Here is a 256-nt window from a genome sequence, read left to right on the forward strand (position 1 = left end):
ATCGAATAGAGATTGCACATCAGATGTCCTTAGCGTTCGCCCGGCCACCATGTCGATGGCGGATCCTGCGCGCTGATCTTGTTCGGCCGCAACGCGACCAGGTGGCTGCGCTTGTAGGGATAGCCGCGTTCGTCTGAGCACAGCTTGCAGCGCATGTAGCGCTCGAGCTCGTGAATGGGTGTCGACTTGCGCCGGCGGATGATGTCGAGGGCGACCGTCTGACGGGTACTGCAGCCCAGGCACTTCACCTCGAGAT

At 60.9% G+C, this 256-nt stretch carries 1 pseudogene; it reads right to left on the reverse strand.

Going from position 1 to position 256, the window contains the following annotated elements:
• Positions 1-29 precede the first annotated feature (29 nt).
• Positions 30-256, reverse strand: a pseudogene (locus ACZIRK_RS45665) (hypothetical protein); the annotation flags it as partial.

This window comes from Bradyrhizobium sp. Leo114 (assembly GCF_055229415.2).